This window comes from Leptobacterium meishanense (assembly GCF_037645805.1).
Classification (GTDB): Bacteria; Bacteroidota; Bacteroidia; order Flavobacteriales; family Flavobacteriaceae; genus Leptobacterium_A; species Leptobacterium_A meishanense.
Map to the genome: position 1 here is coordinate 120,228 of NZ_JBBEXE010000008.1, position 22,784 is coordinate 143,011.

General features: G+C 38.0%; 22 protein-coding genes and 1 pseudogene. 6 read left to right on the plus strand and 17 right to left on the minus strand.

The window, feature by feature from the left end; all coding sequences use genetic code 11:
- Positions 1–17 precede the first annotated feature (17 nt).
- Together WBG21_RS09755 and WBG21_RS09760 are read right to left on the minus strand one after the other, a co-directional pair.
- Positions 18–944 (minus strand): MBL fold metallo-hydrolase, encoded by a 927-nt coding sequence (locus tag WBG21_RS09755; protein ID WP_340077368.1) that lies wholly within the window; start codon positions 942–944, stop codon positions 18–20.
- Between the two features lie 11 nt (positions 945–955).
- Positions 956–1,861, minus strand: coding sequence for a LysR family transcriptional regulator (locus tag WBG21_RS09760; protein ID WP_340077370.1), 906 nt, complete (start codon positions 1,859–1,861; stop codon positions 956–958).
- A gap of 105 nt (positions 1,862–1,966) precedes the next feature.
- Here WBG21_RS09760 and WBG21_RS09765 point away from each other — a divergent pair, with 105 nt between their 5' ends.
- Genes WBG21_RS09765 through WBG21_RS09775 form a run of 3 tightly spaced genes read left to right on the plus strand, consistent with a single transcriptional unit; the run spans position 1,967 to position 5,765 of the window.
- Positions 1,967–3,337 (plus strand): FAD-binding oxidoreductase, encoded by a 1,371-nt coding sequence (locus WBG21_RS09765; protein ID WP_340077372.1) that lies wholly within the window; start codon positions 1,967–1,969, stop codon positions 3,335–3,337.
- Entirely contained in the window at positions 3,337–4,416 is a 1,080-nt protein-coding gene (locus tag WBG21_RS09770) for a Glu/Leu/Phe/Val dehydrogenase family protein (RefSeq protein ID WP_340077374.1), read from the plus strand. Before WBG21_RS09765 ends, WBG21_RS09770 begins: the two co-directional genes overlap by 1 nt.
- Positions 4,417–4,427: 11 nt before the next feature.
- On the plus strand, positions 4,428–5,765 hold the full coding sequence (locus tag WBG21_RS09775; RefSeq protein WP_340077376.1) for a hypothetical protein: 1,338 nt from the start codon (positions 4,428–4,430) through the stop codon (positions 5,763–5,765).
- 68 nt (positions 5,766–5,833) lie between these two features.
- Here WBG21_RS09775 and WBG21_RS09780 read toward each other — a convergent pair whose 3' ends face one another.
- Positions 5,834–6,748 (minus strand): LysR family transcriptional regulator, encoded by a 915-nt coding sequence (locus WBG21_RS09780; protein ID WP_340077378.1) that lies wholly within the window; start codon positions 6,746–6,748, stop codon positions 5,834–5,836.
- Positions 6,749–6,837: 89 nt separating this feature from the next.
- Here WBG21_RS09780 and WBG21_RS09785 point away from each other — a divergent pair, with 89 nt between their 5' ends.
- Together WBG21_RS09785 and WBG21_RS09790 are read left to right on the plus strand one after the other, a co-directional pair.
- Complete coding sequence (locus WBG21_RS09785) at positions 6,838–7,125, plus strand: hypothetical protein (RefSeq protein WP_340077380.1); 288 nt, start codon at positions 6,838–6,840, stop codon at positions 7,123–7,125.
- Between the two features lie 46 nt (positions 7,126–7,171).
- Positions 7,172–8,140 (plus strand): sodium-dependent bicarbonate transport family permease, encoded by a 969-nt coding sequence (locus tag WBG21_RS09790; protein ID WP_340077382.1) that lies wholly within the window; start codon positions 7,172–7,174, stop codon positions 8,138–8,140.
- A gap of 9 nt (positions 8,141–8,149) precedes the next feature.
- Here the strand turns inward: WBG21_RS09790 and WBG21_RS09795 are convergent, their stop codons facing one another.
- From WBG21_RS09795 to WBG21_RS09860, 14 genes and pseudogenes are all read right to left on the minus strand, one after another.
- Positions 8,150–8,488: a hypothetical protein gene (locus WBG21_RS09795; RefSeq protein WP_340077384.1), complete on the minus strand. Its 339-nt coding sequence runs from the start codon at positions 8,486–8,488 to the stop codon at positions 8,150–8,152.
- Between the two features lie 23 nt (positions 8,489–8,511).
- Positions 8,512–9,234: a YARHG domain-containing protein gene (locus WBG21_RS09800; protein WP_340077386.1), complete on the minus strand. Its 723-nt coding sequence runs from the start codon at positions 9,232–9,234 to the stop codon at positions 8,512–8,514.
- Positions 9,235–9,377: 143 nt separating this feature from the next.
- The gene (locus tag WBG21_RS09805) at positions 9,378–10,127 is read right to left on the minus strand and encodes a hypothetical protein (RefSeq protein ID WP_340077388.1); all 750 of its coding nucleotides are present in this window, start codon (positions 10,125–10,127) and stop codon (positions 9,378–9,380) included.
- Between the two features lie 7 nt (positions 10,128–10,134).
- Positions 10,135–10,499: pseudogene (locus WBG21_RS09810) on the minus strand (argininosuccinate lyase); the annotation flags it as partial.
- Between the two features lie 7 nt (positions 10,500–10,506).
- The gene (locus tag WBG21_RS09815) at positions 10,507–11,847 is read right to left on the minus strand and encodes a glycosyltransferase family 58 protein (RefSeq protein ID WP_340077392.1); all 1,341 of its coding nucleotides are present in this window, start codon (positions 11,845–11,847) and stop codon (positions 10,507–10,509) included.
- Positions 11,844–13,328, minus strand: a complete 1,485-nt coding sequence (locus WBG21_RS09820) for a cellulose synthase family protein (RefSeq protein ID WP_340077394.1) — start codon at positions 13,326–13,328, stop codon at positions 11,844–11,846. Before WBG21_RS09820 ends, WBG21_RS09815 begins: the two co-directional genes overlap by 4 nt.
- A 1-nt stretch (position 13,329) precedes the next feature.
- On the minus strand, positions 13,330–14,019 hold the full coding sequence (locus WBG21_RS09825) for a glycosyltransferase family 2 protein (protein ID WP_340077396.1): 690 nt from the start codon (positions 14,017–14,019) through the stop codon (positions 13,330–13,332).
- Positions 14,020–14,028: 9 nt separating this feature from the next.
- On the minus strand, positions 14,029–15,624 hold the full coding sequence (locus WBG21_RS09830; RefSeq protein WP_340077398.1) for a 4Fe-4S binding protein: 1,596 nt from the start codon (positions 15,622–15,624) through the stop codon (positions 14,029–14,031).
- Between the two features lie 33 nt (positions 15,625–15,657).
- Positions 15,658–16,941: an NAD(P)/FAD-dependent oxidoreductase gene (locus WBG21_RS09835; protein ID WP_340077400.1), complete on the minus strand. Its 1,284-nt coding sequence runs from the start codon at positions 16,939–16,941 to the stop codon at positions 15,658–15,660.
- Between the two features lie 87 nt (positions 16,942–17,028).
- Positions 17,029–17,997, minus strand: coding sequence for an arsenosugar biosynthesis arsenite methyltransferase ArsM (gene arsM, locus WBG21_RS09840; RefSeq protein WP_340077402.1), 969 nt, complete (start codon positions 17,995–17,997; stop codon positions 17,029–17,031).
- Positions 17,998–18,000: 3 nt separating this feature from the next.
- Positions 18,001–18,819: a purine-nucleoside phosphorylase gene (locus WBG21_RS09845; protein ID WP_340077404.1), complete on the minus strand. Its 819-nt coding sequence runs from the start codon at positions 18,817–18,819 to the stop codon at positions 18,001–18,003.
- Positions 18,816–19,424, minus strand: coding sequence for a TIGR04282 family arsenosugar biosynthesis glycosyltransferase (locus tag WBG21_RS09850; RefSeq protein ID WP_340077406.1), 609 nt, complete (start codon positions 19,422–19,424; stop codon positions 18,816–18,818). Before WBG21_RS09850 ends, WBG21_RS09845 begins: the two co-directional genes overlap by 4 nt.
- Before the next feature lie 11 nt (positions 19,425–19,435).
- A complete protein-coding gene (gene arsS / locus WBG21_RS09855; RefSeq protein ID WP_340077408.1) occupies positions 19,436–20,491 on the minus strand; it encodes an arsenosugar biosynthesis radical SAM (seleno)protein ArsS in 1,056 nt (351 codons plus the stop codon).
- 50 nt (positions 20,492–20,541) lie between these two features.
- Entirely contained in the window at positions 20,542–20,877 is a 336-nt protein-coding gene (locus tag WBG21_RS09860) for an arsenosugar biosynthesis-associated peroxidase-like protein (protein WP_340077410.1), read from the minus strand.
- 575 nt (positions 20,878–21,452) lie between these two features.
- Here WBG21_RS09860 and WBG21_RS09865 point away from each other — a divergent pair.
- A partial coding sequence (locus WBG21_RS09865; protein WP_340077412.1) for a beta strand repeat-containing protein occupies positions 21,453–22,784 on the plus strand: 1,332 nt, incomplete at its 3' end.

Sequence of the window (22,784 nt, forward strand, 5' to 3'; positions counted from 1 at the left end):
TAAATAGTGAAATACAATTAATAAGCATCTAAATCCTTTCCTACCACTACTTTCCCTTTGTATTTGGTTGCAACCTCATCAAGAAGGTCTTTATCCGTTGCCCCCCAAAATAAGATATGGTACAATATAACCAATCCCGGTTGTGCCTGTTTTGCAATTTCCCCAATCTCTAGGGTCGAAGTATGGTTCCGGGCATGGTACTTTTTCCAAAAATCATCTTTTTTATCATACCCTTTTTTATAATACACTTCATGCAATAAAATATCAGCCCCTTTTGCATATTCAATGATTTTTTCTGAGTAAGCAGAGTCACCCGATATTACAATCACTTTGTCTGGCGTAGTAAACCTGTACCCCCAAGCATTGGGCCAGGAACCATGTGGAACAGGGAAGGCCTCTACTTTTACATTTTCATCCTCATAAACAACACCTTCCTTTTTAATCTCATGACTGTTTACACGCCACCCTTGATCATTGGCAGGTTCCAATCCATACAAACGGTATTTAATGTCCTCTTTGTAAGCCTGTAGAATATGATGTGTCATCTCATTAATTCCTTCAGGCCCATATACTTCAAGAGGTTCATCCCGTTCCAGTACCCAAGGCGTAAAAATAAGATCAGGATATCCGGTAGTATGATCAGAATGAAGATGGGTTAAGAAAGCCCGTTTAATGTTTTTCACTTCCAACCCTTTTATAGTGCCACCATAAGTAGGCGACATGGCAGACGCTTTCCGGATAAGCCCGGGGCCAAAATCAACAATATAAGGAACGTCATTTACGATAATAGCAGTAGATGGTCCCGATTGGTATGGGGAGGGATTGGGAGTGCCCGTTCCCAATAAAACTACTTTAGTAATATCAGAATTAGAGAAATCTTTTTGCGCAACTATTTTATATTGAAATGATATTAATAGAATAAAAACGAGCAGTACATTTTTCATGGATAAGGCATTTATATTTTTAGCGAAGATAAACTTTTATAACTTTTTGAGTCTTTTAGTTGTGCCAAAAGTTCCGGGTATTCAACTTCAAAATCTTCATTCCATATCATGGTAAGCTCAGCTTTTTGAGGAATATTTTTTAGTTCAATAACCTTTACAGGAAGCTCTTGTTTATGAAGCGATGTTTTTGGTTCAATACAAATTCCCATACCAGCCTCTACCAACTTAAAACTGGTACTTGCCGAACTGGTAATGTGGGTTACTTTTGGCACAAAACCTGCATCCAGACAAATAGATTCTATAATCCGAAGATAGTTAGATCCGTCAGCCATAGGCGGAAATATAAACTCTTCGTTGGCAAAGGCAGAAAAATCACTATAGTTCTCTTGGCTAATAGGGTGGGCCATTGGTACTAGGACTACAAAATTATCCAGACTGAGACGCTCTCCTTTTAATTCAGGAGGAATAAGCGGGTTTGTGGCAAAGCCAATATCTAGTTTTTTACTTTGCAATGCTTGGAATTGTCCCCTGTTATTAATTTCCATTAAGATAGTTTTTACGCCGGGTTTGGACATTCGTATTTTCTTGATAACTTCTGGTAATATAGTTTGCATAACCGAATGCGTGAAACCTATCCGTATTTCTCCAGAACCTTGTTCGGCGATCTCTTTTGCCTTTTCATTAATACGCTCTATTTGCGCAAGTATTTTTTCAATTTCCTTTATAAAATAGCTGCCCGGAGCAGTTAACTCAACATTACGCTTATCACGAACAAATAATTTAACACCAACCTCTTCTTCCAATTGCCGTATTTGCCTGCTTAGCGCAGGCTGAACAATGTTTACTTCCTGAGCAGCCTTGGTAAAATGTAACTTCTTTGCCAGTACAAGAGCATTTCGTAATTGTTGTAAATTCATAATACAAATATATTATTAATTGATTAAAATTAAACATTTATTTTTATTAATGAAATGTTTTATCTTCGCTTTGCCATGCAAAATAATAGCCTTATCAGTAGCATAATGAGTGAGTTAGGTGAGGAAGTGTTGTTAATGGGACAACATCTGGAAGGACGTCATGACCATATTTGGAACATGGGTACCCCTATAAAGGCAAAGATGGTGGTACTGCCTAGATCGACAGAAGAAGTATCAGCTCTCTGTAAAATATGTAATGAACATGGACAAAGGGTTACTATACATGGAGGTCTGACAGGTCTGGTAGGGGGAACGAGGTCTAATGAGGAAGATTTGGTCATTAGCTTAGAGCGAATGAATAAGATAGAGGAAGTGGATGAGTTAAGCCGGACGATGACTGTCCAAGCAGGAGCCATATTAGAAGAAATACATGAGGAGGTATCAAAAAAACAGCTGTTTTTCCCATTAAACTTCGGTGCAAAAGGATCAGCCCAAATAGGGGGATGTATTGCAACCAATGCCGGGGGATTGAGGGTGTTGAGGTATGGCATGACAAGAAATATGATTTTAGGACTAGAAACCGTTTTGGCAGACGGCACCATCATACGTTCATTGAAAAAAATTATTAAAAACAATACCGGCTACGATTTGAATCAATTATTTATTGGTTCTGAAGGTACCTTAGGGATTGTTACTCGGGCAGTATTAAAATTAGAAGAAGAGCCGGTTAGTCGCAATAATGCCTTTATTGCATTCAAAAAATATACTGATGTAGTAGCATTTTTGAAATATGCAGACAAGAAATTCTCGGGACAATTAAGTGGTTTTGAAATTATGTGGGGAGATACATACCAAGCATTAACATCCCCACCATCCTCTTTTAGGCCACCTATACAGCAAGGTTCTGAATTTTATGTGCTGATAGAAACTTTGGGGAGCAATCAGGAAGAAGGACGAAAAGAAATGGAATCAGTATTGGAAGGCGCTATGCAAAAAGGTATGCTAGAAGATGCGGTAATAGCTTATTCAGCTGCTGATATGGATTGGTTTTGGAATATTAGGGAAGATGTAGGGATGATAAATACCCTATCGCCGTACCAGCAACATTTTGATATTAGTATTCCGGTTGATAGAATAGCCATATATGTTGAAAAAGTAAAAGAAAAATTAAAAGAAATATCAAAAATTAAGCATGTACATGCTTTTGGACATTTGGCAGATGGGAACATTCATTTTATTGTCGGAAAAGAGAACAATGAAGAAGGGCTCAAACAAAAAATTAATGAAATAGTGTATTCGCCATTAAAAGAATTGAATGGATCTATATCTGCAGAGCATGGAATAGGAATTGACAAAAAAAAATGGCTGTCTGTTAGCCGGACAAAGGAAGAAATTGAATTAATGAAACGTATAAAAGAAGCGTTTGATCCAAAAGGGATTTTAAATCCCGGTAGGATATTAAATAAAATAAATTAATGGAATTAGAAAGCGTACTTAAAGAATGGGGAGGGGAAACACTCGTCACTCATTATGATAATGAGACTGGTGCATGGATCATTATAGCTGTTCACTCAACCGAAAGAGGCCCGGCGGCCGGAGGTACCCGTATGATGAACTATGACTCTCTGGAAGAAGCTACAGAAGATGCCCTGAAGCTTTCTAAAGCAATGACATACAAATTTGCCACCGTTAATATGCAATGGGGAGGAGGTAAAACAGTTATATTAACCCCTCCGGGAATATTGACCCCTGAAGAACGAAAAGGGCTTCTATTACGGTTTGGAAGCCTCGTAAAAGGACTGAATGGAAGATACTATGCCGGTCCGGATATTGGTACCTCTTCAGGAGATATGGATGTTTTATATCAAACAGCAGGACCCTATGTCTTTTCTAGGACAGAAGCAGCCGGAGGAGCCGGATCATCCTCAATCCCAACAGCACATGGTGTCTTTGCAGGAATTCAAGCTTCCTGTGATGAGTTGTATGGAGCATCAAGCCCTTTGGGGAAAACAGTTTTAGTGCAAGGAGCGGGTAATGTAGGGGGGTTATTGATGGAGCTTCTCAGAAAAGCGGGGGCCAAGGTTCTCTTTACAGAAACCAATGAAGACCGTATCCATAAGTATAGTGTAGAACAAGACTACCAATATGTAAACCCAAACGAAATATATAAAACAGCGTGCGATATATTTGCACCTTGTGCGCAGGGTGGGATACTTAGTTCGGAAACCATCCCATTATTAAAATGTAAAGCAGTTGTGGGAGCAGCCAATAATCAGCTTGCAACTCCTGAAGATGCCGAAAGACTTCGTGAAAGAGGTATTTTATATGCTCCTGATTATGTAGTGAGCCTTGGAGGGGCTATGGGGATAACTATTATTGAAGCAGAAGGAGTGCCCAAAGAAGAAAGCTTTGAAAATGTCAAAAAAGCTATTTCAGGAACGCTGGCAGAAATATATAAAAAATCAAAAGAAGAAGGAATAACAACGGTTAAAGCAGCTGAATATATAGCTGTAAGAAGAATAGAGAAAACAAAAGCGAAACAAATAATAGAATAAAATTAATACTCATGAACAGTACAGGAGATTGGAAAATAGAAACAGAAGCAGAAAGCTTTTTGTCTCAGGCAATGGAAAAAATCTATGAAGCGTGCCCCGAAGGAAAGAAATATGCTGATTACATGCTAGATAAAGTTGCGGTTCGGATGCGTGACATACTGGACCATGTTACATTTAATGATTCAAGCCTTATCCCTTATATGGAAGCAAAAGGATGGATATCATCAGATGGTAAAATATTCAAAAACGAATCCGGTTTGTTCCCTGCCTTTGTCTTAAAAGAAGGCTCTGAGCAAGTTTATTTTAAAGTAGAATTTGTAGAAGATTTCATTAAAGCCAACAATATAGAAACGGTTATTGAAGGCAAAAAAGACAGCCAGTTAAGAAAAGCATTGGTCTTTAAAGGAGAAGGAGTTGACTTTTGGGCAATAGAACGCCATGGGACTACAGATTTTGAAGTAGCAGACACGTCAGATGAAAAAATTCGACTGGCTAGGATACACCAACAAGTATTCAGGTCGAGAAGACGCCAGTTTGATACAGTGCCTGAAGGGTTTGACCATGCAGATGAATTAGTAGACAAAGCAGTGGCCGATATAGGACCTCACTGGGCGTGTGATTTATTTCTAAGAGCTGAGCGTGAATACTGGATGACGCGAAACACAGCAGGACGTATCCAAAAGAAGCGACAAGATGAAATAGGAATAGGTTGGGCAAACCAAGACCATCATACATTTGATAGTTCTAGGGAATATTTTTACAGGACTATCATAGTCCTTGAAAAACTAGGCTTCGAATGCCGTGAGTTATTTTATGCTGGAGCTGGTGCAGGATGGGGCTCTCAAGTGTTGGAACAACCTGTATTAGGATCAGTAATCTTTGCAGATATCGATTTGTCACCTGAAGAACTTGATATTGATTTTGCCCATGACAAAAACATAAAACCTTTATATCCTTTAAGACGTGCCGGCCTTTGGTGTGCCATGCACGGAGAAAGTATGTTGGAAGCCGGTTTGAACCACTTAGAATGCATGTATGATGCAAAAAAGTTGAACGAGCAATTTGCAGATTTGAAGATTGACATTATGCAACCGTTCTCAGATTTTCCACATCTTTATCAAGTATTAACGATAGGAGAATGGTGGCCGGTAGACCCTAAACGTATTGATACATTGGAAGCAGCAGGCCATATGTCACCCGAAGCAGCCGATAACTTCCGTCAATTCGGAGCCATAGGCTCTCACTTTGAAAATTTAGAGCGAAATGCCGGCTTTAAAGGCTTCAACCAACCCGGAATTGATGATGTTCTCAGTATTATTGATCCTAGAAAACAATTACTTGGAGTTTAATAAAGTTTAGAAGCACAAATATTTTGATCAAGGCCCTGTAATTTTACAGGGTTTTTTAATTAGCTATTTTAATATTTCTCGTACCAGTTAAAATGCTCCTCAATAACAGCACTTTTATGTGTTCCGATAAACTGCAAGTAAGCTTCTGCTATAGGGGATAATTGCTTTTCTTTCAGCCAAATTAAATTCCAATAGGTCGTAATGGGAAGCCCTTTTATAGAGACAATTTCCAAGCTGTTGTTTAACAGTTCATTCTTAATACCGATCAAAGGCATCACGGAATACCCTAAACCTGCCATCACAGCTTGTTTTACAGCCTCATTAGATGTAAGTTCAATAGATTTTTTAGAAGAAATATTATAAGATTTAACATAGTTTTCCATTGCTTGCCGCGTAGCAGACCCTTTTTCCCGATATATTAGGGGCACTTCCCCGGCTTTATACACTGCTTCTACGGATTCTTTAAATCGTTTCCGGATCATATATAGTTTGTTTTGCATCAGCTCAACCCGTTTTACTTGAATATGCTCCGGAAGAACCGATACCAGCGCAAAATCAATTTTATTTTGCTCTAACTGCGTTAATACTTTTGATTTGTTCGTAACATCGATACTTAATTCTATACCGGGATGTTTTTGAGAAAAATCTGCTAAAAAATAAGGCATTACATATTTTCCTGTGGAAACAGCTGAAATTTTTAATTGTCCTGTTAAAAAGCCTTTATAGGCTGCAGCTTTATGGTGCATTGCCCATACCTCATCAAGTATTTTCTGTCCGGATGCTGCTATTTCTTTGCCAAAATCGGTAACATACAATTGCCTTCCGATAACCTCTGTTAGAGGGATGTCAAATTCTTCTTGAAATTTTTTCAACTGAATAGAAACGGCAGGTTGGGTAAGGTGTAGCTCCTCGGAAGCTTTGGTGACACTCTGTTTTTCTACCACTTTCAGGAAAACTTTTAATTGGTTTAATGTGTAATCCATAAGTTATAAGTTATAATAAATATAAAAAATATAAATAAAAATATATAAATATTTATTCGGAAGTTTGCAGTGTAATTAAAAAAAACAGTATGAAAGACCATAAGCTTAAATTAATTAACAGCACCTATTCCATAAATGATGCAAGAGAAGTATTGTTTTCACTTATAAGTGATAAAATTAAGTTTTTAAACTTACAGATTTTAAGCGCAAATGAACGTTATGGAAATGACAGCATACATTTGGAAAACAGGGTGAAACAATTACAAACAGACAAAGAAACATTGATTGCAGCACTAAACCAACTAGATTCAGAAACACATAGGATAGCAATAGATTGTGATGTTACTGTTAAAGTAAAACATGTTGAGTTGGCATAACCCTTCTAATTATAGAAGCGTTGTTGCCAATCTTATCTAGTATTGTATGAATTTTGACTTGCTCATTGACAATTTGACAAACCCTGCCTTGTTGTTCTTTATACTAGGAATATTGGCAGTACAGCTAAAAAGCGATTTAGCCATTCCGGAAAACTCTTCTAAGTTTATATCGCTCTATCTATTGTTCTCAATAGGGTTTAAAGGAGGACAGGAATTGGCACACAGTACACTGGGAATAGACATCCTCCTAGTATTGCTTTTTGGGGTGCTACTGGCACTTATTGTTCCTGTTTATACGTTTTTTATTCTCAAAAAGCGGGTTGGGGTTTATAATGCCGGTGCTATTGCAGCGGCTTATGGATCAGTAAGTGCAGTAACATTTATTACAGCAGTTTCCTTTTTGGAAATGCAACAAATTGATTTTGGTGGGCACATGGTGGCCGTAATGGCTGTGATGGAAGCACCATCAATTATTATTGGGGTTTTTCTCCTTTCGGTATTTAGCAATGAAAAAGAAAAAAACAACTCCGTTCCATTTTTAAAATTGGTGAAGCACTCCCTAACTAATGGGAGTGTTTTGCTGATTATAGGGAGCTTGGTTATAGGTTATATGGCCAATGAAAAACAAGCACAAGGAATAGCACCTTTTACTACCGATATTTTTAAAGGGTTCTTGGCAGTATTTTTACTAGATATGGGTATTGTAAGCGGAAGAAGGTTGGCAGCGCTATGTAAAAACGGGGTATTTCCATTTGTGTTTGCGATTATAGTTCCATTGATAAACGGGATTTTAGTAGCCTTTGCCAGCCGTTTTGTAACGGACAGCCATGGCGACCAGTTATTACTATCCATTCTTGCGGCAAGCGCATCTTATATTGCGGTGCCGGCAGCAATGAAAATGGCTGCCCCAAAAGCAAATCCCGGATTGTATATCCCTATGGCATTGGCGATTACCTTCCCTTTTAATATAACTCTAGGAATGCCTTTATATTTGTATATTATTGAGTATTTATAATAGCAATTCTTAAGGCTTACAATTTTTCATATATAGTGCATAGCATTGCCTTCTTTTTGCTGCACATGCATTCGCTGCTTTGTAATCCCCTTGGTGGAAATACATCATCTCTAGATTATGCCACCGCTGGTGCTCTGCTTTGAGATTAGCACACATGGCACTTGAAAAAACAGGTCGCTCAGTAGTGGATACGATTAGGTTAAGCGCATCGTCATCAGCTAATATAAGGCCTTCCTTGAATGCACTTTCATATAGCTCTTCAATAGGTACGGTAGTGATTTCCGGATTTTCTTTAGAAAGTTGTTCATTAAGTGCTTCGTAGGTTTGTAGTTGCTTTTCGGTGCTCATTTTTTTAAAGTTTTGAGTTAATTTTATTCCTTCTCAACCAACTGGATTAGTTCAATATTTTCTCTTTCTAGGTCAGTCAGAAAGTTATCTACATTGTAATGTTGTCCTGAATACCAATTTTGACTATTAAAATATGTGTCCATTTCACCACCAGGATTAAATATATACCCGTATCGGGCAAAGATTTCATTTCGCATAAATTTTAACTCTGACTTTGTCATAGTTCTCAACTCTTCTTTACTTAATAGCCTTTTTGATGCTTTAGTAAATAAACCATTATAATAATTTTCAATCGAATACGATTTTACTCCAACTTCATAAGCACTGTTTACACCTATTTCAATCCAAGGATCATATATTTTTAACCCATTTATTTTTTCCACTCCACTATCGTATATTACAAATTCACCATCTGTTTGATCAGAATAAAATTTATTACCTTCCACCTTTACATTAGTCAAATTTTCATAAGTCCAAACCCATGAATTTCCATCATCACTCCATGCACCATACTTTATCTGTCCGTAAATCTTATCATTACTAAATAACAAAATGAGATCAGATTCTGCTTCTGAGTCTCCGAAATGATAAACGTATTGGTACTCAATGGTAAATTTGGGAATCCATGGACTTACATCGGAATCATTTATTCTTTCAAATCCCATTAACTGGCCTAGTACTAATTTTGATGTTAAAATGAAAATTAGACTAATTACTACTTGTTGAGTTTTTATAAATTTTCCCATCCAAAACCTTTTCATGAGTATATTATACATTACTACAATGCTCCGAATTTAACAAATTCAGCCGAAACAAGTTGTTTTTACTGTCAATTTTTCTGCTCATTGGATTAAAACACGAAACAGCTATGGTAAGGTTGTTATAGTATTTAGTTTTTCTTTCTTATCGTATCCGGCACTCGTGAGACATGAGTATTAGTAGAGGGGGTGGGTAGCGTAGTATCTAATTGTTTATTCAATAGTGTATCCTTAATAATTTCCTTGGTTTTTATGTCCGTTTTGTTCATTTCGTGTATGTCGTAAACATCAGTTTTAGCTAAAAAGGGAATTGTAATAGCAATTAATAAACCTACGAACGAAATTAAAGTAGCTATTCTAGTCCAAAGTAATGTTTTTTTAAATCGGATTTGTTCAGGTGTGCTGAAATCATTGTTAATATATTCTGTTAGTTCAGGTCTTACATAGCAAAATTCGTTAATATACTCAAAAATATAACCAGATAAAGTTGTTGGTAATTCCCATTTTCCATAATCCGTAGAGTTTTGAATTTTATTTTGGATGTTCTTGTCATTTGTTAATGGATTTATTCTATTTTGTTTTTGAGTTGGTTCTGTTGTTAATTTTAAAATTCTCGGATTAGTATGTGTGAAAATTATTTTTTCATCTTTTAAGATTTCGATTAATGAAATAATAATAGTCAAGTCTTTCATAAAAGTTAATACATTCTCTTTTTTGGTATTAAAAATCAATGATATTTTTTCATTACCTATATCAATAAGCCTGTCATTCTTTAAAATACATTCAGATAAATAGGTCGCTAAATTAACCTCACTTTTTTTATCTATTTTTGAAAGAATTTTCAGAAAATCCCTTTCAATTTTAGAATTAAATTCTTTCATTTAAATATTACTTTTTAATTTTTTCTTTAAAAATAATTTCCATCTTCCCTACAATTTCCTCCAAACACAGATTTCCTATACTGCCTTCGTGGGTATGTTTACTGTCTTTTTTTGGCGTAAAGGTACCGTTGGCAATGTCTTCACCCATTTTTTATAGGCATCCCTAAAAGGCATGCCGCTCAATACCAACTCGTTCAATGTATCTACACTAAACAGGTAATCGTATTTAGCGTCGTCCAAAATATGGAGGTTTACCTGAATATCTTTCAACGTAAAGGCCTCCATTTCCAAGCAGGATTTTAGCTCCTGTATGGCCGACACCATCACTTCTTTTGCCAATTGCAGGTCCTGGTGGTAGCCGAAGGTTATGTTTCAACAGCTAAAATGGCTGAGCTGAATTTGGTCGATATTTAATTACTTCATATAAAAAATAGCCATACACCATCCCATATGCTATAAAAAGCAAGGGGTAATTTTCTTTATAATCGGCATTTCCATAGGCGATGTATGAAAGTATAATGACAAAACTCCAAACAAGTGGGAAGCGGTATTTGGTAAAAAGGCTTAAAATAACCAGTGTCGCAATATACCAGGGATGGACTACAGTGGCTATAGCATAGTAAAAGAAAAGACTGAACAACATAGCAGTAATGAGCTGAGATGTTGATTTGCTTTTGCGTAAAAAAGCCATTGCCAGTACAAAAGCTAAGAGAATGTAAGGAGTAATCTTCCCAAAAACACGGATGATGTTGTAGCCTTTTATGTGATAACCTAGTTCCCGTATCAGGTAATAAAAACTACCATTGAACTCAAAATTGGTAAACCACAAAGCGGTGGTTTCAGTATAGTTCTGAATGAATTGTGGGGAAAGAAAAGGCAGGAACAAAAGGAAGTTCACGATACCGATGATCGTATAGAAAATAATGGATTTTTTCCATCCCAGTTTTTGGAACACCAATGGCAAGAACAATAAAGGAATGAGCTTAACAGACACAGACAGTGCCATTACAAGGGCAGCATACCGCCATTTTTCAATATGAAGTAGATACAGACCCCAAACGAGAAAGAAAATCATAACGGCTTCAAAGTGGAGGTTTCCGGTAAGTTCTATGATGATAAAAGGGTTGAGGGTGTAAAAAAAAATGTAATGGACGGGAAGGTTCAGACGTTCCAATAGTTTTTTTCCGAAATACAAAGTCCCTAATTCCGCAGCAATGATAACAATCCGCATGACCACAACGGAGCCTACAATGCTTTTCCCTGCAAAAATACCTGCGATGATAAAACCCAACTGGTGCAATGGAGGATAGTTTGTGTGGTTCCCGGCACTTAACCAGCCCATTCCTTCGTAGAGCTCTTTTGCTTGGTCAATGGGAGCAGTTCCGGAAGCTATTAAGGATTCAGGGGTATATAGATAAGGGGTCCATCCTTCTAGAATCATTCGCCCGTCCCATATAAATCGGTAAAAATCCTGGGAAAGGTTTGGAATGGTAAATAGAAAGACCAACCGGAATAGGATAGCTAGAACAAGTAAAAGTTTAAAATTCCCTTTTTCAAATTGGACGAGTTTATAGAATAAGAAAAATAAGGCTCCGTAAAGGGTTATTAGTTTGGTGAAATCGGTTCGCAACAGGTCGTAAGCAAAACTTCCGTAAAGAAATATAGCGGCAATGGCAAACAAGATTGGAAATTTGTGATATTTCCAATAGTTTAAAATCAAGCTTTTGAGGTTAGTGATTTAAAGAAAACAAACCCAAAGCCTACAAACAACATAAAATGAAAAGGGAACAACCCAAAATCATTTAAGGGGACTGCACTGTACATCCCAAAAAGGAAATAGAGCATTAACACAGCTTCCATAAGGGTATTCTTGGAAATGTTCTTGCGTAAGTATTTGTTTCCTTTCCAAGAGTCTGCAAGTGTTTTGATGTTGAATTTTGGAGTCCGTACAAACTCACTTCGTTTTCCCATATGGCCTTCGAGAACGGCTACGGAATTGTGTAATGAGAAGCCCATAGCTACGGAGAAGAACGTGAAGAACATGCGGATGTAATCAATGAAATTATCAAATCCGCCCCCTTGTATGTTTTTATAAGTAAACCAGTAGCAAATAAAGAGTATGATGGTGCTTACAATAAAGAAGCTAGATACATCAAAAATCCAGGCAAGGTGCCCATATGAGTTTTTAATATAAAGCATTGGAATACTTAGCAAAGCAACCGTTAATACACATAAAAACATGGTACTGTTAAGTAAATGTAATACGCCATGTAGCCTTGTTTTTAAAGGTATGTTTTTAGCAGCTAAGACTTTTGTTACGGTTTTCCGGAAGTTCTCGGCTCCTCCTTTGTTCCAACGGAATTGTTGTGAACGGGCAGCACTTATAACTACCGGAAGCTCGGCAGGTGTTTCTACATCTTCCAGGTATTTGAATTTCCAATTTTTGAGTTGTGCACGATAACTTAGATCGAGATCTTCTGTTAGGGTATCGCCTTCCCAGTTTCCGGCATCGAGGATGCACTCTTTTCGCCAAATGCCTGCGGTTCCGTTAAAATTGATAAAATGCCCTTTAGAATTTCTCCCAACTTGCTCTAAAGTAAAATGGGCATCTAGTGCAAAGGCCTGGATTTTAGTCAATATGGAATAGTCCCTGTTTAAATGCCCCCATCGGGTTTGTACCACACCAATTTCGGGGTCTTTGAAGTAAACAACGGTTTTCTTTAACCAGTCGGTATCAGGAAGAAAATCGGCATCAAAAATGGCAATGAATTCGCCTTTGGCAATTTTTAAGCCTTCTTTTAAAGCACCAGCCTTGAACCCTTCCCGGTTTTCCCTTCGGATATGCTTAATGTCCAAGCCTTCTTTATGAAGTGCCTCAATTTGTTTAGCAGTTTCAGCAACGGATTCATCTGTAGAATCATCCAAAACCTGTATTTCCAGTTTATTTGTTGGGTACTCAATTTTTGAGATGTTCTCTAATAACCGCTCTACCACATACAATTCATTATAAATAGGCAATTGAATGGTTACATAAGGAATTTCCTTAGGGTCCATCAAATTGAATTTAGGAGCTTCTTTATCTTTCTTTTTATAGCTTAGGTAATTGAACAGTAAATTGAGTTGTGCCAAGCTGTAGAAAAAGATAAGCAGCAATGCCGTGGAATAAATTGCAATAATAATGTAAGAAACAATAAGGCCCATGTTATTTAAAACTATACTTAATTATCCAACCAAGTATTTTTATGGCTGCAAAGATAGCACCTTTTATGGTTCCTGAAACTTTTGAGACTCCAATTCTTTTTTTATAATGTACTGGGACTTCGGTGTATACCAGTTTTTTTCGAAGGGCTTTTAGCTGCATTTCTACTGTCCAGCCATAGGTTTTATCAGTCATATTGAGTGATAGCAGCTTTTCATATTTAATAGCTCTGAAGGGCCCCAAGTCGGTATATTTTGCCTTAAAAAAAAGTTTCATTAAGAAGGTTGCCAACCAATTTCCGAAGATTTGTTGAGGAGTCATAGAATGTTTTTCTCGTAATCTTCTCACTCTGGCCCCTATAACAAAATCCATATCCTTATTAAGGATAGGAGCAACAATTTTAGTCAGCTCTTCAGGGTAATCGGAATAATCGCCGTCTAAAAAAACAATAATATCAGGCTTTTTAGAGAGTGATTCAATATATTCCATTCCTTTTAAACAAGCATATCCATATCCTTTTTTGGGTTCAAAAAGCACCGTAGCCCCTACTTTTTTTGCAGCTTCTTCAGTATGGTCACTGGAGTTATTGTTGACAACAATAACCTCGTCAACAATACTCGGGATTTCTTTAATAACTAATGGAATGGAAGCTTCTTCGTTGTATGCCGGAATAATAACCTTGATGGTTGCCATATGGATTGACTAGCTACTTTTATTGTTGACTAAACCCATCAGGTTGACATCGTTTCCGAGAAGGATTTCATTTGCATTGATGCGCCCTTCTTGTTTTCCATTTTCTAATTTAAGAACACCTCTCGGACAAACTGCAGAGCAAATTCCACAGCCTACACAGGAGGAACGGACAATATTTTCACCTTTTTGGGCATAAGCACGGACGTCGATACCCATTTCGCAATACGTAGAGCAGTTTCCACAAGAAATGCATTGCCCTCCGTTGGTGGTAATCCTGAAACGTGAAAATAAGCGTTGCTGCAATCCTAAGATAGCTGCCATGGGGCAGCCAAACCTGCACCAAACACGGCTTCCTAATAGTGGATAAAAACCAACGCCGATAACGCCTGAAAAAGCAGCACCAATGCCGAAGCCATACCATTCGCGGAGCTTGTAACTGCTTACGAACAATATATTTTTTTCTCCTGAAAGATAATTAAAGAGGATAGCCCCGATGATGATAAGCCCAAGTGATCCCATTGTAAAAAGAGCATCTTTGTCCATTTCTTTTCTTTTGAAAATGAAAATGGCCCCAATAACAAAAATGAGGAGAGCGACAACCCCCCAGATAAATTGGCCTTTGGTAATGATGCTTAGATCAGGATTTCTGCTGAGAAAAGAAAAAATGACAGCAATGGTCATTAAAAAGGCAAAGACTAAAACCAAATGAATAAGCCATCGTTCCAATTTCCAGGCACTTACTTTTTTACTTGAAAGTTGCCGGAAAGGATCACCGGCAGTTTCTGCCAGTCCACCACAACCACATACCCAGGAACAATACCAGCGTTTTCCATAGAAATAAGTGAGTATAGGGGAAATAATAAAGATCATTGCCAACCCAAAAATAAGCATGAACATGCCTAGGTGCTCCCCATTGAGCAGGTTCTTTAGATGCCAGTCGAAGAAGAAATCATAATCCAATGGCCACATGTTTTTCAGGTCTTTACCAAAGTAGGCTTTGTCGGGGTTCAGTTTTTCTAATATTTCCGGAATGAGGAACGCAAAACCTAATTGGAAAAACATCACGGATATCGTCCGCACAACTTGATACCTGTTATGCCTGTATTTTAAAATAAACTTATAGCCCAAAACGAGAATAGCCACCGTATAAAGCGTTCCGTATACAAACCACTGGCTTGCCGCATGTCCATTTAAGGTATAACTCATTGGATCAAACAGTTGTATGATCCCTGTGTTTTTTCCATCAGTGTTGAGGCCCATATATTCGGGAAACCAATACAGGATCACATAAAAACCGGTTAGAATAATACCTAATACCCATCCCCAAAGGCCGGCATTGGAAATACTTTTAAACCAAACACCATTATTTTTAATGCCTTCTGGATGACTTAAGTATAAGCGATTGGCATAAACAATGGCACCGATGACGATAAAACCTATGGAAAGGGTGAACCATAAGGCTTTGTTCGGAAAATGAACATTAAAAAGGGCAAGCGTCAGGATAAAAACTCCAGACAGCCCAATCAGTAAAGCTATTTTTTGAATGAAATCAGCTTTATCATTAGAAGTGGCTGTTATGGATAGGCTTTTGTCTATGTTGTTCATTATACTATTTTTTGTTTTAGACCTCACAGGTTTTTAAACCTTTTGAGAGCTGTTAAATCGCTGTTGAATTTCTTTTTCATGGGTTGAAAAAAACTCAGGATCAAAATTGGCTTGCTCAAAATGTTTTATTACGTAGTTTACAGAACGCTTTTCAGTCAACCATTTATCAATAACTTCATGCCGTAATCGGATTCCCAAGCTATTAACCCCTAGCAATTCATTGGTTTTCTTATGGTATGCTATTCGGATACATTTTTTCCCTTTGGGATGTTCCCAATAAAATTGCTGTTCATAATCTAGTGGTTTTGGGAATACCCAACCATAGGTTTGATATTCAATATCCAGGAATTTTGCCGAATTGAACCAATGTCCGGGATTGTATGGTGTTTTATTGCCACAGATGGTTTGCGCAACAGCTTCTCCCATCATTCTTCCGGTGTACCAAACAGCTTCAATAGGTTTTCTGTGACCAATGGCTTCTTCTTGCTGCGCACAATCACCGATAGCATATACATCCTTTACATTGGTTTCGAGGTAGCGGTTTACAATAGCCCCCTTGTCAATTTTAATTCCGGAATTTTCCAAAAAATTGATATTGGGGGATACACCGGCGGTTAAACCTACAATTTGGCATTCTATAATTTCACCCCTATCAGTTACTACCGCTTTCACTTTTCCGTCATTATCGGGAAGGATTTCTTTTAAATGGGTTTCCAGGCGCAAATCTATATGATGTTCCAAAATATGCCTATTTATCATGGCCGATTCTTCTTTGGGCAATACACCGTCCCAAAAACTGGCCTCCCTCACTAAAAAAGTGACAGAGATATTTCTTGATAACAACATCTCTGCAAGCTCAATTCCTATCAAACCACCACCAACAATAACAGCGTTGTTACAACCTTTGGAGTGTTTTTCAAGATAATCTAGGTCTTGCTTGTGGTATAGGCCCATTACCCCGTCCAAATCTTGACCAGGCCAACCAAACTTGTTGGGTTTGGAGCCGGTAGCAATGATGAGTTTATCATATGCTATTTTAGCATCATCAGAAAGCAAAAGTTCTTTCTTATCAGTATCAACGGTTGTAACAAATCCTTTTTTAAGGGCAATGTTGTTTTTCTTCCAGAATGCATTTTCATAAGGTTGTGTATGCTTAAATTTCATGTGCCCCATAAAAACATACATTAAGGCAGTACGGGAAAAGAAAAAATCAGTTTCGTCGGAGATAATGGTAATTTGCTTATCAGATAGTTTTCGTATATGCCTAGCGGCAGTAACTCCTGAGACTCCATTTCCGATAATAACAATATGCTCCATAAAACCTTTTAAAATAGTTCTGTCGTCTTTACTATAACAACTTAACGTTATAGCAGGGTAATTTAATAAAAGATTATGAGTTATGCACTAGCAACAACCGCCTCCATCGTAATGCCAGGTAGATTCACTAATGAAAATATCATCTCTATGAAGGCTTTTTAGTGCATTGGCTGTTTTATCACAGATAGCTAGCGGTTGGTTTTTAAGCAAAATATGCCCTTTCTCATCATCTACAAAGTCATCTTTCCCAAAATAGATAGCTGCTTTTCCGGTGAATACACATGGGCCATCCTCAGGCATAGGATCTTTGATGGCAGCAACCTCTATAGCTTCTATATAAATTAACGTTTCGGTGTCATAATTTGATGGGTTCAGTACTCTGTAGGGTTTTCGGGCACGTATTTCGATAGTTCCGAAACCGGCATCTGTAAGCAATTTTACATAATCAGCAAGAGGAAGGCTCCCACTAAGGCATAGCGCACGCAACCGCTCATCATTTCTCAGACTTTCGTTCATAGGTTGTTCACATATGGGATCGCTCATTATCAGTCTGCCATGAGGCTTTAGCACACGGTACATTTCGGCAATGGCTTTTTTTAGATCCTCTTCTTTAAAAATATTGAACAAACAATTTTGTGCGGCCACATCCATACTGTTATCTGCCACCGGGAGGTTGAGTGCATCTCCTTTTTTCAGCGAGACAAAGTTACTTTTGAACCAATCATTTTGATTTTCGGCAATTTTAAGGTTTTTACGAGAAGCTTCTAGCATTTCATCTACTATATCCACACCTATTACACCATCTTTTTGACGCGAGAAATAGGCAAATTGCAACAATTCCATACCACCACCTACCCCCACATACACTATTTTAGGGTTTTTGACTAAATCACGGGCATGTACGGTATTCCCACAACCATAGTTCATCTCCTGCATAATCTTTGGAATAGTGAGTCCAGGCAGTTCCCATATAGGATTGGTCGTGCAACAAAGCCCAACATCTGGAGTAAGGGCTGCTTTTTTATAGACTTTTTTTGTGGTATCCAAATAACTCATAGGTTAATCTAATTCTTTAATTAGCGACTTAAAAAGGGTTACCATTTTGGGCTCTGCCTTTCCGGCAACGGATATAATTTCTTGGACATTAACAGGTTTTAAATTATCAGGGTCACATTCATCTGTCAATACCGAAACAGCAATACAGGGCAAATTTAAGTGATTTGCAACAATTACTTCGGGTACGGTGCTCATGCCTACGGCATCTGCCCCTATAATTTTTAAATAACGGTATTCTGCTTTTGTTTCCAGTTGTGGCCCTACAACTGAGGCATAGACACCTCTTTGCAATGTTATTTGTTCTTTTGCTGCAATTTCCAGTAGCTTTTTCCGTATAGTAGGGTCATAAGGTTCGCTCATATCAGTGAAACGCTCTCCAAATTCGGCCACATTTTTAAAAGCTAAAGGAGAACTTCCTTGGAGGTTGATATGGTCTTCAATGAGCATGAGCTCCCCTTTTTTGAATTGGAGATTGATAGCACCTGCCGCGTTGGATATAAGTACCTTTTTAATTCCCAATGCATGCATTACACGAATGGGATAGGTAATATCTTTCAGGTCATAACCTTCATAACGGTGGAAACGCCCTTGCATCATCACTACTTTTTTGCCTTCAATGCTGCCATAAATAAGCTTTCCGGCATGGAACTCTACAGTAGCAAGCGGAAAGGAAGGGATATGATTATAATGTGCTTCTATAGGGTTTTGGATTTCCCCTGTCATTTGCCCTAAACCTGTTCCCAACACAATCCCGATTTCAGGTTGATGGAAGCCTTTGTCAATTAAATAATCAGTAGTTTCTTTTAGTTGTTCAAGCGTCATGAAAGTGTTTTTATATAAGGTTCAAATATGTTGTAGTTAAGAAGATCTTCATAAGTATCAATATCATTTAAAGGTTCTAAAAGTACAACCGCATGATTTTTTAAGTCCAATAAAGTTTTTTCAAGGACACTGGAAGAGCTCCATTCTTTGTTTTCAAATATTTCAGGAACCATTTTTTTCAACCCTAACAAATAATACCCCCCATCTTTTGCCGGACCTATCACTGCATCACTTTCATTCAGGGCATCAAAAGCACTTTCTATATGTTGATGGGTTATATCGTAAGAATCACTGCCAATGATCACTACACGATCAAATCCGCTGTCAAACAACTCTTGAAATGCATTTTTCATCCGTTCCCCTAAATCATTGCCTTGCTGTTCTTTTTTATAATATGTATGGGGGCTCCATAGGTCGTCATTCTGAACATGATCAGCATAATACACAAACTTAGCAACATCAAGAGCGGAGGTAACAGCCACTGTATGCGTTATCAAAATTTTATAGACTTGCAACGCATATGCATCCCCAATGGTTTTTGCCAAGCGCGTTTTTACGTTTCCCAATTTCGGGTTGCGAACAAAAATAATTAAAGCCTTCTTCATCGATTTTCAAATTACAAAACACTTCCCTGACAACTGCTCCCTGCACCTGCAGTACACCCATAACAGTGTTGTGATATTATGATGTCCCTATCTTCGATTAGAGCCTCATTAAAATCAGTGATATGGTTATTTTTTGAGGCGACTTTCAGGTTCAGCATCTGATTAAAATCACAATCATACAAAAAACCGTCCCAGCCCACAGAGAGCGTATTAGTACACATCACATTAGCGACCGTAACAGGGTTGAATGCAGCTACCAATGTATGCATATACTCTTCATAATTATCAGAGGCGATGAGATATTCTAAAAACCGGCTAATAGGAAGATTGGTAAGCGCAAAAAGTTGGTTAAAGTCGATATTAAAATCTTCTTTGAGTGCTTTTTTAAAATCGCGTTCCATTGCTGTTTGGTCTCCGGGAAGAAAAGCCCCTGCCGGATTATACACCAAATCGAGTTGCAAACCGGTATTTTCTTTTCCATACCCAACGGCGTTGAGCATTTGCAATGCTCTTATGGATTTGTCAAATACCCCATTCCCTCGTTGTTTGTCTGTACGCTCCTTTTTGTAAAAAGGTAAAGAAGAGATCACATGAATACGGTATTTTTTAAAGAAGTTAGGCAGGCGATGGTACTTTTTATTAGCCAGAATGATGGTAAGATTAGAACGCACTATAAAATCTGCTATACCGGCTTTAGCAGCCTCTTCAACAAACCATCTGAAATCGGGGTTCATTTCAGGAGCACCTCCGGTCAGGTCCAATGTTTTTATATCCGTGTTTTTAATAACGTCTAAACAATGCTCCATAGTTGTACGGCTCATAATCTCTTTCCGGTCCGGCCCTGCATCCACATGGCAATGCGAACATGTTTGATTGCACATATACCCTAGATTAAGCTGTAAAATCTCAAGCTTTTTAGGGCGCAATGGAAACTGCCCAATGTTAGCCAATTGTTCTTTAAACGTAGGGAGTTCGCCATCAGAAAAAATACCATTCGACAGAAAGTCCAATTGATGCCCGGCATCAGCCAATTCATTATTTCGGGCGTGTAGTGATTTTGTAACCATTATCAAACCTTAAATTATATAAACAAATCAACGAAACGTTCAACAGAATATTACATGCTTAACTTATCATATTTATTCATCATCTGAACCCCATGAACAAGCGAAGCCCCACTTCTGATAGCAGCCCCTACATGAACAGCCTCCATCATTTCTTCTTTTTCGATACCCCGTTGCAAACCATCCTTTGTATAGGCATCAATACAGTACGGGCATTGCACTACATGCGAAACAGCGAGGGCAATGAGCGATTTTTCCCGGGCAGATAAAACGCCGTCTTTAAACACAGTACTATAGTAGTCAAAAAATTTTTCTCCAAGTTCTTCTTGCCATTCCGTAATACTTCCAAATTTTTTTAAATCTTTTGGGTCATAATATGTTTTTTGCATAGGTAAAATAGATTTTAAAAGTACAAATGTAGCTATTCAAATTAGATATAGTTATTTAACCAAATAAATTCATTTTTAGTGATGATTGCTTACTGTTGGGAATGGCTAATAAACAGAAAAAGTTGATTAATAGCACTAGAGAATAAACCGATTTAAAGTTTATTGCGACTACCTCACATTTATTGAGGCATTTTTCACAAAACAACAATGTTAAACATCCCTCCATTAAGACAAACAACCCTTTCCGCTTCTTTTGTATATAAGCCTATATGCTTTGCTATTAAATTTGATATATGTTAAGTTTTGAGAAGTAGCATTTTCAAATCAGAAAACATTGTAAATGTAACCAAAAAATTAACCTTTAAGTCAAATTTAAAAATAATAAGACATTGCTTCTTGCCTACTCTGTAAATAAAGAGGGCAAGAACCCCCTGAACTTAGCTTTGTATATTGTGACATCCCAAACATGAACTTGCCTTCTTATGTTTTTTAACCTAACACACTATGCAAAGCATTCAGGAATTTAAAAACTAATCTGTAAAGCATTCATAAATGCTTAAATTATATTTACTACTATGATGAAACAAGCTATCGTACTTATCGTTTTATTAGTGATGTCCAGTTTGGGATATGCACAGACCGGTATAGGAACTACTACACCCGACCCATCAGCACAATTGGATGTGTCGGCTACGGATAAAGGGGTACTGGTCCCCAGAGTGGCATTACAAGCTACCAATCTTCCAAACCCTGTAATAGGCCCTGCAGCCGGTTTATTGATCTACAATACCGCAACGGTTGCCGATGTAACACCGGGGTACTATTATTGGGGAGGCACCTCATGGCAACGATTTACAAATCAAGGAGACTTGGCTGGGGTAGACACCAACACAACAAACTTTTCGTTGACTGAAGATGGTACCAATTTAATTTTAACGGACTCTGATGGCGGTACTGTTACGATCGCCTTGGCAGACATAGCAGCAGCAGTAGATACCGACACCAACACAACAAACTTTTCGTTGACTGAAGATGGTACCAATTTAATTTTAACGGACTCTGATGGCGGTACTGTTACGATCGCCTTGGCAGACATAGCAGCAGCAGTAGATACCGACACCAACACAACAAACTTTTCGTTGACTGAAGATGGTACCAATTTAATTTTAACGGACTCTGATGGCGGTACTGTTACGATCGCCTTGGCAGACATAGCAGCAGCAGTAGATACCGACACCAACACAACAAACTTTTCGTTGACTGAAGATGGTACCAATTTAATTTTAACGGATTCTGATGGCGGTACTGTTACGATCGCCTTGGCAGACATAGCAGCAGCAGTAGATACCAACACAACAAACGTATCGTTGACTGAAGATGGTACCAATTTAATTTTAACAGACTCTGATGGTGGTACTGTTACGATCGCCTTGGCAGACATAGCAGCAGTAGTAGATACCGATACCAACACAACAAACGCATCGTTGACTGAAGATGGTACCAATTTAATTTTAACGGATTCTGATGGCGGTACTGTTACGATCGCCTTGGCAGACATAGCAGCAGCAGTAGATACCAACACAACAAACGTATCGTTGACTGAAGATGGTACCAATTTAATTTTAACAGACTCTGATGGTGGTACTGTTACGATCGCCTTGGCAGACATAGCAGCAGTAGTAGATACCGATACCAACACAACAAACGCATCGTTGACTGAAGATGGTACCAATTTAATTTTAACGGATTCTGATGGCGGTACTGTTACGATCGCTTTGGCAGACATAGCAGCAGTAGTAGATACCGACACCAACACAACAAACGTATCGTTGACTGAAGATGGTACCAATTTAATTTTAACGGATTCTGATGGTAATACTGTACAGGTAGCTTTAGCTGACATAGGA

Excerpts from the sequence above, each read along its gene's own strand:
- WBG21_RS09755 (WP_340077368.1), bottom strand. The coding sequence starts at position 944 with ATGAAAAATGTACTGCTCGTTTTTATTCTATTAATATCATTTCAATAT.
- WBG21_RS09760 (WP_340077370.1), bottom strand. The coding sequence starts at position 1,861 with ATGAATTTACAACAATTACGAAATGCTCTTGTACTGGCAAAGAAGTTA.
- WBG21_RS09765 (WP_340077372.1), top strand. The coding sequence starts at position 1,967 with ATGAGTGAGTTAGGTGAGGAAGTGTTGTTAATGGGACAACATCTGGAA.
- WBG21_RS09770 (WP_340077374.1), top strand. The coding sequence starts at position 3,337 with ATGGAATTAGAAAGCGTACTTAAAGAATGGGGAGGGGAAACACTCGTC.
- WBG21_RS09775 (WP_340077376.1), top strand. The coding sequence starts at position 4,428 with ATGAACAGTACAGGAGATTGGAAAATAGAAACAGAAGCAGAAAGCTTT.
- WBG21_RS09780 (WP_340077378.1), bottom strand. The coding sequence starts at position 6,748 with ATGGATTACACATTAAACCAATTAAAAGTTTTCCTGAAAGTGGTAGAA.
- WBG21_RS09785 (WP_340077380.1), top strand. The coding sequence starts at position 6,838 with ATGAAAGACCATAAGCTTAAATTAATTAACAGCACCTATTCCATAAAT.
- WBG21_RS09790 (WP_340077382.1), top strand. The coding sequence starts at position 7,172 with ATGAATTTTGACTTGCTCATTGACAATTTGACAAACCCTGCCTTGTTG.
- WBG21_RS09795 (WP_340077384.1), bottom strand. The coding sequence starts at position 8,488 with ATGAGCACCGAAAAGCAACTACAAACCTACGAAGCACTTAATGAACAA.
- WBG21_RS09800 (WP_340077386.1), bottom strand. The coding sequence starts at position 9,234 with ATGGGAAAATTTATAAAAACTCAACAAGTAGTAATTAGTCTAATTTTC.
- WBG21_RS09805 (WP_340077388.1), bottom strand. The coding sequence starts at position 10,127 with ATGAAAGAATTTAATTCTAAAATTGAAAGGGATTTTCTGAAAATTCTT.
- WBG21_RS09820 (WP_340077394.1), bottom strand. The coding sequence starts at position 13,328 with ATGGGCCTTATTGTTTCTTACATTATTATTGCAATTTATTCCACGGCA.
- WBG21_RS09825 (WP_340077396.1), bottom strand. The coding sequence starts at position 14,019 with ATGGCAACCATCAAGGTTATTATTCCGGCATACAACGAAGAAGCTTCC.
- WBG21_RS09830 (WP_340077398.1), bottom strand. The coding sequence starts at position 15,624 with ATGAACAACATAGACAAAAGCCTATCCATAACAGCCACTTCTAATGAT.
- WBG21_RS09835 (WP_340077400.1), bottom strand. The coding sequence starts at position 16,941 with ATGGAGCATATTGTTATTATCGGAAATGGAGTCTCAGGAGTTACTGCC.
- arsM (WP_340077402.1), bottom strand. The coding sequence starts at position 17,997 with ATGAGTTATTTGGATACCACAAAAAAAGTCTATAAAAAAGCAGCCCTT.
- WBG21_RS09845 (WP_340077404.1), bottom strand. The coding sequence starts at position 18,819 with ATGACGCTTGAACAACTAAAAGAAACTACTGATTATTTAATTGACAAA.
- WBG21_RS09850 (WP_340077406.1), bottom strand. The coding sequence starts at position 19,424 with ATGAAGAAGGCTTTAATTATTTTTGTTCGCAACCCGAAATTGGGAAAC.
- arsS (WP_340077408.1), bottom strand. The coding sequence starts at position 20,491 with ATGGTTACAAAATCACTACACGCCCGAAATAATGAATTGGCTGATGCC.
- WBG21_RS09860 (WP_340077410.1), bottom strand. The coding sequence starts at position 20,877 with ATGCAAAAAACATATTATGACCCAAAAGATTTAAAAAAATTTGGAAGT.